The sequence below is a fragment of the Nostoc sp. CHAB 5715 genome (genome assembly GCF_020829685.1).
In the GTDB taxonomy this organism is placed as follows: Bacteria; Cyanobacteriota; Cyanobacteriia; order Cyanobacteriales; family Nostocaceae; genus Nostoc.
The window spans coordinates 1-10,887 of record NZ_JAIVFR010000120.1 but is presented as its reverse complement, the minus strand read 5'-3'; the positions used below and the strand labels follow the sequence as shown (position 1 = coordinate 10,887).

6 protein-coding genes and 3 pseudogenes are annotated in these 10,887 nt (G+C 42.4%); 3 read left to right on the top strand and 6 right to left on the bottom strand.

Annotated elements, in window-relative coordinates; all coding sequences use genetic code 11:
- Nucleotides 1-99: pseudogene (locus LC574_RS09150) on the bottom strand (riboflavin kinase); the annotation flags it as partial.
- On the opposite strand from LC574_RS09150, the pseudogene LC574_RS09145 reads away from it, so the two are divergent.
- Nucleotides 94-2,685: pseudogene (locus tag LC574_RS09145) on the top strand (pentapeptide repeat-containing protein); the annotation flags it as partial. The pseudogenes LC574_RS09150 and LC574_RS09145 overlap by 6 nt on opposite strands.
- 383 nt (nt 2,686-3,068) lie before the next feature.
- Here LC574_RS09145 and LC574_RS09140 read toward each other — a convergent pair.
- The 3 genes from LC574_RS09140 to LC574_RS09130 all read right to left on the bottom strand — a co-directional run bounded on the left by LC574_RS09140 (nt 3,069) and on the right by LC574_RS09130 (nt 5,970).
- Nucleotides 3,069-3,248 carry a hypothetical protein gene (locus LC574_RS09140; protein ID WP_229453086.1) on the bottom strand — a complete coding sequence of 60 codons (180 nt, stop codon included), beginning with the start codon at nt 3,246-3,248 and terminating at the stop codon, nt 3,069-3,071.
- A gap of 112 nt (nt 3,249-3,360) precedes the next feature.
- Complete coding sequence (locus tag LC574_RS09135) at nt 3,361-4,206, bottom strand: hypothetical protein (protein WP_229453084.1); 846 nt, start codon at nt 4,204-4,206, stop codon at nt 3,361-3,363.
- A 1,560-nt stretch (nt 4,207-5,766) separates the two neighbouring features.
- The gene (locus LC574_RS09130; protein WP_229453083.1) at nt 5,767-5,970 is read right to left on the bottom strand and encodes a hypothetical protein; all 204 of its coding nucleotides are present in this window, start codon (nt 5,968-5,970) and stop codon (nt 5,767-5,769) included.
- A 74-nt stretch (nt 5,971-6,044) separates the two neighbouring features.
- Here LC574_RS09130 and LC574_RS09125 point away from each other — a divergent pair, with 74 nt between their 5' ends.
- On the top strand, nt 6,045-6,611 hold the full coding sequence (locus LC574_RS09125; protein WP_229453081.1) for a hypothetical protein: 567 nt from the start codon (nt 6,045-6,047) through the stop codon (nt 6,609-6,611).
- Nucleotides 6,593-6,808 (top strand): annotated as a pseudogene (locus LC574_RS09120) (3-deoxy-7-phosphoheptulonate synthase); the annotation flags it as partial. The gene LC574_RS09125 and the pseudogene LC574_RS09120, both read left to right, overlap by 19 nt.
- Before the next feature lie 345 nt (nt 6,809-7,153).
- Here LC574_RS09120 and LC574_RS09115 read toward each other — a convergent pair.
- Both LC574_RS09115 and LC574_RS09110 read right to left on the bottom strand, forming a co-directional pair.
- A complete protein-coding gene (locus tag LC574_RS09115; RefSeq protein WP_267871465.1) occupies nt 7,154-7,870 on the bottom strand; it encodes an ERF family protein in 717 nt (238 codons plus the stop codon).
- A gap of 814 nt (nt 7,871-8,684) precedes the next feature.
- A partial coding sequence (locus LC574_RS09110; protein WP_229453078.1) for an amylo-alpha-1,6-glucosidase occupies nt 8,685-10,887 on the bottom strand: 2,203 nt, incomplete at its 5' end.

The following is a 10,887-nucleotide window of genomic DNA, read 5'->3' as shown; positions in this document are numbered from 1 at the left end:
ATACAAATCACCATACCAATCTAATAAATGTATTTCCGCAGATGAATAAGTACCATTTACAGTTGGGCGGTTACCGATATTCATTACGCCCAAGCTTTGAAGATAGTAGCGACAACGATCCAAGATGTTTTTGATGGTAATGTCTCTGAATTTCTGCAACATTACACGGCTGTTTTTGGCAGCATTCGTGATCTGTTAGACCAGCACTTTTCGCGCTTGGCAAATTTAGAGAAGGATATTATGTACTGGCTAGCAATCAATCGTGAGCCAGTTTCACTATCAGAAATACGAGAGGATATTGTATCACCAATACCACCACAAAACTTACTGGAGGCTCTGGAGTCTCTGGCAAGGCGCTCCTTGGTTGAGAAAAGCACAGCACTCTTCACGCTACAACCTGTAGTCATGGAGTATGTGACTCAGCAATTGATAGAGGTAGTTTGTCAGGAGATTGAAACTCAGAATCTTGATTTATTTAGGTGTCATGCTTTGATGAAGGCGACGGCGAAAGACTACGTGAGAGAGATTCAAATTCGCCTCATTTTTAAGCCAGTTATAGATGGATTGCTCACTGTCTTAAGAAGCAAAAAAAACGTGGAGAATCAGCTAACCCAAATTTTAGCCGCGTTACAAAAGACATCGCCCTTAGAACAAAGTTATACAGCTGGAAATATTCTCAATTTGCTTTGTTATCTAGAGAGTGATCTTAGCGGCTATGATTTTTCTGATCTGAGTGTTTGGCAAGCAGACCTGCGGAATGTGAAATTGCACGATGTCAATTTTCAAAACGCCAATTTTGATAGGTCTGTTTTTACTGAAACCTTCGGTGGAGTTTCGTCGCTGTCCTTTAGCCCTAATGGCAAACTTTTAGCTTTGGGTGATACCAATGGCGAGATTCGCTTTTACCAAGTTTCGGATTGGCAACAAATTTTTACTTGTAAGGGACATACTAACTGGGTTGTGTCGCTTGCCTTCAGTCCTGATAGCAGAACCATTGCAAGCGGGAGTGCTGACTCTACTGTAAAACTGTGGGATATCAGTACAGGCCAATGCATCCAAACTTTTCGGGAACATAACAATACTGAGGTTTGGTCGGTTGTTTTTAGTCCAGATGGTAACACGGTATTAAGTGGCAGTAATGACCATCTAATGAGGCTATGGAGTGTTAGTACCTCTGAATGTCTTAGAATTTTTCGGGGGCATACAAGTTGGGTAATCTGTGCAGTCTTTCATCCCGATAGTCAGATGCTGGTGAGCGGCAGTGATGACAATACAATTAGATTGTGGGATGTCAGCACTGGTGAATGCCTTAGAATTTTCCAGGGACATCGTGATGGAATACGATCAATCAGTATCAATCCTGACGGTCGGACAATAACGAGTAGTAGTGATGACCAAACAGTGAAGTTATGGGATTTCAACACTGGTGAATGCATCAAAACTCTACAGGGGCATCATGCTGCGGTCTGGTCAGTTACCTTTAGCCCTCAAGGTAATCTCATCGCTAGTGGCAGTCATGACCAGACAGTAAAGCTATGGAGTGTTAGCACTGGTGAGTGTATCAAAACTTTTCAGGGACATTCTGGTTGGGTATTTTCTGTTGTCTTTAGCCTGCAAGGGGATCTTCTCGCCAGTGGCGGCGAAGACCAAACAGTGAAGGTATGGAGTGTTAGCACTGGTCAGTGTATCAAAACTCTCAGTGGATATACCAGTCAGGTATGGTCAGTTGCTTACAGTCCAAATGGTCAGATGTTGGCAAGTGGCAGTCACGACTGCACGCTAAGGTTGTGGGATGTGAATACAGGTCAAGTCTTGCAGACTCTCCAGGGACATCGTGCTGCGGTTCGAGCGGTTGCCTTTAGTCCAAATGGGCAAACACTGGCAAGTGGTAGCGACGATCAAACAGTGAAGTTGTGGGATGTTAATACGAGTCAAGCCTTGCAAACTTTCCAGGGACATCGTGCTGTAGTCTTGTCAGTTGCCTTTAGTCCAGATGGTCAAATACTGGCAAGTGGCAGTGGTGATCAAACAGTGAAGTTGTGGGATGTTAATACGGGTCAAGCCTTGCAAACTTTCCAGGGACATCGTGCTGTAGTCCAATCAGTTGCTTTCAGTCCTCAAGGGAAAACGCTAGCGAGTGGCGCTTGGGATCAGACAGTCAAGCTGTGGGATATTAGTACTGGTGAGTGTAAAGGAACATTAGAGGGGCATAAGAATTGGGTTTGGTCAATTGCTTTTAGTCCAGATGGTCAACTGCTAGCAAGTGCCAGTTACGATGGAAAAATCCGGTTGTGGAATATCAGTACTGGTAGCTGTCTTAAAACTTTTGAGGTTTGTGCAAATGGTATCGTTAAAGCAGTCATCTTTAGTCAGGACGGTCAGACTCTAGCCAGTAGCAGTCCCGATTACACAGTAAAATTATGGGATGTGAATACAGGCGAATGCAAAAAAACATTGCGTGGACATTCGGCTTGGATCTGGTCAGTTGTCTTTAGCCCAGATAATCAAACTTTGGCTAGCAGTGGTGCTGATGAAACAATTCGACTTTGGGATATTATCACAAGTGAGTGCTTAAAAACCTTAAAAGCTGAAAAATTCTATGAGGGAATGAACATCAGAGGGATTACAGGCTTAACGACAGCAATGATTGCGACGCTGAAAGTATTGGGGGCTTATGAAAGATAACTTCGGCAAGCAATTGTATGAAATCAGTAATCAGTTCACCATTCTAGAGAGTCTCACCACAAACCTTACCTGAAAAATCAGCTTAACAGAGAGGATATTTCATTTGCTTGATAAGTATCAATCCCTGACTGTCCAGCTGTTAGGTAGTTAGGTGTAGTCAGCATCGGAGCTTCTCTAAACCTACTTGATAGGAGCTAGACAATTCAGGGATGATAGACTGTTAACTCAAGTCCAATCTATTAAAATATCGGGCGTTGCTGATTCAATGTATGAATCTGGGTGTAGAGACGTTGCAATTGCTAGTCTCTACAAAAGTTTTGAAATCACGCAAAATCATTTTCATACCTGAAATCAGCAATGCCAAATGTCGAGATAGGCAAAAATTAATAATCACCACTCTCAAGGTCGCTTGGCAATCCTTGCGGAAATTCCTTGGCCATAATATTTTCCAACTCAAACTCCGTATCATTTAAGACCTCTAAGCTGCTCTCAATGAGGCTGCTAGGAAAATAGTCAGAACTTAAAGATTGTTCGTCGATAGCTGTAGTTGCTATAGTATTCATGTTTTCTCCTTGTAATTGTTCTGAATTGTACTGTTGAGGCTGTATCGGATGACGTGTCCTTGGCTGTTGGGTTACTGTGTGAACAGTTAATAACCAAGTCTCACCTGTAGTTTTATATAGGTTCTAATAGTTTCAACGGTTTCAAAACATTTTGAATTTCCTCATCTGATATGTAGTCTTCTTTCGCTGGGCTGAAGCGCAACAATGCGGCTTTGTGACAGGCTTTTGCCACACGAGTCTGCTCCTTGGGAGTAAGTTCTGCAATCATCTCAACTGCCTCCTCTACGTGCTCTACGTCAGTGCCAACAGCACTGTGTACGCGCAGGCAACGAGTGGCATTTTTACCCGGTGGTAGCAATACCTCTACCCTCTGGATGTATTCCAATCCTCTGCATATCGCTAGGCGTTCGGCTGTATAGGAATAACCTACGCAATCGATTGGATCTGAGTCTTGCACGGTTCGGGTGAAGTGATCGACTAAAGCCTTTGCAGCTGGAGGAACAAGCGCTTCCACAACTGCTTGAGCTTTATATCCCATCGACTGAATATCGAGCAGAGCGAGTTGATCGTGACCTGCCTCCTCTCTGGCTTTTTTTACAGCCCACTGCGCCAAACTCTGGCGGTCTGCTAAAGCAAAGCGCTGGGCAGCTTCCTCCATCAGCTGCGGGGTGGAGTGGCACAGATGGTAAAGACCTGCGAGCCGCCATACCCATCGTATGGGGGTCAAGGCTGGTGGTCTGCGCTCCGTCTTGACTGTGTGCCAAGCATAGGCGATCGCCCTATCTAAAAGTTTCTGAGTTTGAGCTATCTTCTCTGCATGACTCATATTTGAGGCAAAGCGATCGCCACTTTTTGCAGAAGTGGGTCGATGCCTTTGAGTGTAGTTAGCAGTTTTGATCACTGTTTCGTCAGGCACGAAACACGCTGATTCAGTATTAATTAACAAGTCATTACGCATAGTTCGTTTCCTAACTTACATTTGCTACAAAATTGGGGCAAGTCACTCGTGGCAATAATAAAGTTGTTGCGAAATAAGCTAAATAACCCAAGCAAAGTCCAAACTGCCCTTTAGTTGCACTGCTGGTAAAAGAAGCAAAGCATGGGCGGTGTCATTGAAGTAAATACTCCTTTATCTCGTATCCTGCCAAAGTGCCTTCTTAGTACTCACAACCAACCGTTGGGCAGCAGACTTAATCTGCAATCGAAGGAGTTTATCCAGAGGCAATGTAGACGAATCTAAAGTTTCGCAGCATTGCTGATTGCTCATCTTATGCACCTCATCTATGTAGTTGATTGATTGATGCCTGTTGATTTAAGTTTGCTAACTTTACAAAACTTTTGCCACTCAAGATAAGAAACTTAAGATAAAGATAAGTTCTTTTTTTACTGTGACATTCTCCCCTTCAAGTTTAAAGTTGCACATACTAATGTACTATTTAGCTTAAAAAGCTTGAGACGTAAGCAATAGCGCGATTTGATTTTTCAAAAACGTACATCTTTAAAAGTTTATTTGGCAAAGCACAACAGCTTCGTCTAGCTTTGCATAAGTTCTCAGCGAATTAAATTTGGTAAGACTGTGCCTCCCCTTGGGCTTACTTTGCTCCCCACCGTACCCTTCCCTACGAGACGCCAAGGGCGAACGGCAACTAAGTTAAGCACAGTGTCTCCGAATTCTCTGTGAGTTTACATTTCAACCCTCAATCCTCCACAAATGTACGAAACTACTTAGCGCTCTTTTATGTACCATCTACCACAGTGATAGTGGAAATAGCCGTTCTTGAACCCAATCAAATACCCCTGATGAGTTAAGCAAATAGTAGATTGATTATACTCTCATGAGAGTAATAAAAGCTGTTTACGGGCGATCGCCCGCCCCGGAAGGGATGTAAATAAACATTTCTATTTTTTAGGGGAATGTTAGTAATGTTTAACCCTATTAGCAAGAAATTTAGAGATTATACCTATGCAAATTACTTAAATAACCGATTTCTTGAGAATGATACAAGATGCAAATTTTAGCAAAGTTAGCAAAACCTGTTATTTACATTTCCCGTCGGCTAAAAACCGCTTCAGTTGGAACTTTGCCTAAAATCCAGATGAAAAACACAAACTTTTCCGCTTAAGTTTTCTATCTTAACTGGCTAAAACCAATGTTGAAATACATAATTATACGCAAAGGGCTTGAGAAAAAAACTCGCTCTCAAGCCCTCTTACCACTAACTTACTCGGTTATATCCCCCGATTCATGCACGGAGGCTTTCCCCTCTAATTTCGCTGGCTGCTATATGTACACATTCTGGACAACAACGGTTTTGCTTTTCGATTACTTTTTGTAAGGATCGTACCCTTAGCAGAAACTTAATATGTTTTTTAACAGCATATTATCGTCTAAGAATATACATTATAATAGCTCTCCCGGGAAAAAACCTAAAACTTTCTAAAAAGTTTCTTCATTCATGTTGATGTTTTTATGACCAACCCTTTCAATCTGGTAAAGTTTTTCCGGATTTCTTCAGTTTTAAGCCTTGTTGTACATGGATTTAGTGTCAACGGCATCTAAAAAATAAGATGCCGCACAATAAGGAAACAAAGGTATTCGCTTTATAACTCTTTGGTGTCTTGCTTTGTCGTCAGTTTGACAACTAGCTTCGTGAATACTATCCCACTCTAATACTGATTCCACATGAGGTTGCACAGAAAACTGGGTTGTCCAAGCTTTCATAAAACAGGGATTATATGCATTCAAGATTAAAAGCATACACAGAGAAAATTGGTTAAAGATTCTAGAGGCTTGAAATGACGAAGCGAACCAACTACTACAATGATCTGTTAGTAAATTACTCCAAGCGTGAGCTAGTTTCTAATGAACTAGCAATAAAACTACTTAAAGACGCAGAGACATATCTTTCCCTACGTAATGATACCTTACCTGAAATAACTCTAGAATACAGCTTAGAGCAAGTAGAACAGGAAAATAAACATTGGTGGCCAACCCACTGTGAAGCGCTACGACAAGGACGGGGGGACATTTTAGCAGGTGAGTATGTCAATAATCTTGTATATTTCTGTGCTGATGGACCTTTTTATGGCAGAACCGCAGCAACAAATAGAGAAGTAAATCGTTGGGCAATTCTTGCTCAACCAAGTGTAACAATAGCTTGGCCAATTATCATGTTCAATGGTGAAGTTATCTACTCGGAATGGAATTGTTTTGATGATGAAACTAACGAAGTCATCGCCAAGGGAAACGAAACTTTGCTTCGACGAGGACATCGCGGTTCGTGCTACTTAAAATGCGAGCAACTTAGCTTTCATCGTGACGTTTCTGCCTCTGAGGAATTGCTGTATTGGATCAGGCGTTGACCCAGCGAGTCAAAGCAGCAGGAGCGCAGTTTTTACGAGGAGGAGCCTACAAACCTCGTACCTCACCTTACGCTTTCCAGGGTCATGGTGAGAGTGCCTTAGAGTTGTTAGCTCAAGCTCGCGTTGTCACCGGGCTGGGGATCATCACAGAAGTCATGGATACAGCTGACATCGATAAGGTTGCATCTATCGCAGATGCTGACTTTTCCCGTTAAGTCGTGAAACAACGAAATAGCAAGGGTTTCACACTATATACCATTCTCAACAACTTAATTTTAATGAGAATTAGTCACGAGAGAATAGGGCTTTGAGTTAGGGGTATAGTAAGCGATCGCTCCATCAAGAAGATAACGGGAAAAGTCAGGATATTTTTCCTATTGATGTTATGAGAAGATATGATTGGTAAGAATTCAGCACCCAAAAGTCAGAAGCCAGAATATATAAGAAGTTTATTAAAGCTAGGATATTTATCAAGTCTTTATTTGGTTCTTTAACTATTCTGACTCCTGAATTCTGACCCCTGAATTCTTACTATGATTGCTTCAATTCAGTTCAGGCAATTGTGCAAGCGCTCCTTCCATCCAATCGCTGATTGCTGTTGTTTCATCTACTCCTCGCCCTACACCATCAACTATATGCTTTTGATAAGAGTTAGCAGCATGATTCGGATGTCCAAACTTATTACCAGCCCAAGCCAAACACATAGTCTTCACTAATTCGTCAATCTGAAGAGAATCAAGCTCACCCGGACTCGTAACATTTCGAGAATGCAGCCATTCTTTGACTAAATCCAACGGATAATTCAAAAGTGTGCGAACTTCTTTGACTCGCAAATCTTTTGGGTTAATTGATGGCGGAGTTACAGCTTGTTTTGTTGGCTGAACCAAGAGATGTTGATTGTCTTTGCGAAGTCTAATATTATTCTGCGCTTGTTCAGTCTTTTTAGGAGTAGCAATGCCTTCAGCATCATTGTCTTCATCTGCCGTCACCGATAAAATTGCACAAACCGCATATCGCCGTGCATAAGTTAATGCTGCACCAAACTTTTGAGAGTCAGCAATTTCAGGTAAAGGATAGGTACTTGTGATGCGCTCTCCAGATTCATGAAAAATATGAGTCCGTAGCACGGTTTTACCTTCAAAGATTTCAGTAGTTTGAATTATTACTAACGCTCTTTCATCACTCTGGAAAAATAAAAATAGAAGTAATGTAGTAAAGTGGATTTTTGGTTTTGATTTGTAGGAATTAATTATTAACAAATAAAACTTCTACAAGAAGTTTTCATTAATGATATGAAAACCCAATTGTTTTGGGTATGACAAAAAGATGCGCACGAATTGGGAGCAGAGCGCATAAAAAGCAGGAGTACTATGATATAAGCGGGAGTGCTGTTGCGCTGGACTTGAGTAAGAGCTCTCGCTAGCGAGAGAGTGGCTAATTTTCGACTTCCCGTTGGTTTGGAGTTAATGCCCAACGCGTGAAAATTATTTTGTTCTGGGTTTATCCAGAGTCGAATGAAATATAACCACAAAATTCATTCATGATAGTTTGTAGTGAAAGAAATCCAGCTTCTAGGTGAGGAATTTTAAAAAGACGTAGCCAAGGAGAGAGAAAATTAAAGAATACATAAGGCTGAATAATCAGACGCAAGTTATTTCAGGTGGACTTCCATCCTCCGGTAAAATCCCACCAGTCATTTTGACTTCTTACTTCGGGGAATATATCTTTATACAGCTCACAGTAGTCATCTATAAAGCGGACAGTTCCTACTGATTTTCTCGGTGCTATCATCGACGAATTCTGTAACCAAGTAATTTCTTGGGTATTATACTCTACCCAGAGTGATGAAAGAGCGTTAAAAGCACGATTCATTCTTAAAAAAAAATTTAGTATCAAGCTTAATTTGATACTTCAATAATTAGTTTATTTAGAGTGCAATTACTATTGACCAAACTGATTTTGTCTTAACGTGTCACAAATGCGGCAGCGATCGCACCAACCATAAAATAGGGAGTGGTAAATTCCCTACTCCCTAGTACAGACGCGATTAATCGAGTCTCTCGTACTCCCTTCCTATGCTTCAATAACTACCCGCAAATTACCGCGTTTTTTCGCAACACGACAAGCAGTCGTAGTACCAGAACGCTCGAATTCTAAATCGAGGATGGTGGGGCCGACTCGCAAATTATGAAAGGACAGGCGATTAATCGATTCTGGCAAAGCGGGGTCGATTATTCGCAAGCAGTTATTTTGAGCATCAGGTACCAAGTTAACCATCATTTGCAGCAGTTGGAAAATACTACCAGTAGCCCAAGCTTGGGGAGTACAAGCAACTGGATACTGTACAGGGGCATTATCACCATTCCGTTCGTAGCCGCAGAAAAGTTCTGGAGGACGTTGATAAGGTTGCTGACTAGTCATGTCGAATAAACCTTGAAAAATTTCCAGGGCTTGATCGATAAGACCGAGCGATCGCAATCCCATTGCAATCAAAGCGTTATCATGGGGCCAAACAGAACCAGTGTGATAGCCCATTGGATTGTAAGCGGGTGACAAACTACTCAGAGTCCGAATGCCCCAACCATTAAACATATCTGGTGCCCGCAAACGTTCTGCGACACTATAGGCTCTTTCGTGGTTGAAAAGACCCAATTGCAGACAATGACCAGGATTTGAGGTAATACTGTCTACTGGCTTGCCATCTCCATCCAAAGCCAAAGCGCAAAAATCCTGGTTTTCAACCCAAAAATCTCGATTAAAACGAACCTTAAGATTTCTGGCCTCTTCTTGCCAACGATCTGCCAAATCAAGCCGCTTTTTCATCCTAGCAATTTCTGCTAGACGCATTTTTGCAGCATAGACATAAGCTTGCACTTCACAGAGGGCAATTGGGCCGTTGGCTAATTCTCCTTTGTGGTCTACGATACAGTCATCAGAATCTTTCCAACCTTGGTTAGGAAGACCGCGTTTGGATTTACGGAAGTAACTGAGGTAGCTGGTTTCTTTCGTATGGCGATCGATCCACTTCATTGCTGCTAGAGCATTTGGCCAAAGTTGCTCTAGGAGTTCGTGATCGTGAGTCCAAGCATAATGTTCGGCATACAGCATCAGCCACAGGGGAGTGGCATCAACTGTACCGTAGTAAGGTGTATGGGGAATTTCTTGACAACGAGCCATTTCTCCCAAACGTAACTCGTGCAAAATCTTACCCGGTTCTTCTTCGCGCCATTCGTCGTCGATTTTACCTTGGTATGCCGCAAGCAATATCAGGGTTTCTTTGGCGATTTGCGAGTTTAACATCAGGGCTTGAGAAGCTGTAATCAGCGAATCCCGCCCAAATAGTGTCGAAAACCACGGCACTCCAGCCGAAACTGTCTTATGCTTACCAAAAGACTGACGCAACAAATACATATCTTGCTCGGCCCGTTCAATCACTCGATTGAAGGTGCTTTTATCTGAGCTAATGCGTGTAATTTGCTGTACCCAGTTTTGCTCCTCCATCAACTCAGCAGCTTTCGCCTGTCCTAAAGTGAAGGCGGCGCTTACGGTTGAACTAGACTGGTTGTTTTTCAACATGCTCACCCGGTAGCCCAACTTTTGAGTTTCGTGAGAAGCCAACTCTAGCTGCCAAACCGCAGTATAACCCTTGAAATAGTCTGGTTGGCGATGCTGGAATAAAATACGGGATTCCATTACTGAGCCATCCAGGCCTTGATAGGCAAGTGTTAAGGATTCTTCCCTAAAAATTGGTGGTTCTTTGGGTATAGGCGAAACACCATCGACCAGAGAAACTGTTCCTTCTTCAGCCGTCGGTTCTACTAGACGTAAAAGCCTACCTCGTTTTTCTCTGTCATAGCCTCGGACTTCAAATAAATCAACAAAATCCGCATCAAAGCTGATGGTTAGTTCAAAATTAACAGTGGTTGTGCTGTAGTTAGATATTTCTATTTCTTCAAATAGTGCCCCATTCAGCACCATTTCCCGGCGAATTCCCACAGTTTCGGCTCTAAGGCGTTCGTCGATTCTGGGGTTGGTACACAAAACGGAGAGTGAAAACCCTTTTTCAGCAGTACTACTGAGGAGTACAGGCGATCGCCCTTCAATTTGCAACTCCAGGCGATTGAGAAATCTCGTATCACAACAAAACAATCCCATGCTGGGATTACCATCGTTAAGGGAACAGCCAGAAATGTTCCCGATAGTATCCGTCACGAAAAATAAATCATCATCTTTAACCGTCAGTGTCGGTTGTGGTCTTTCACTCACAACACAAGGC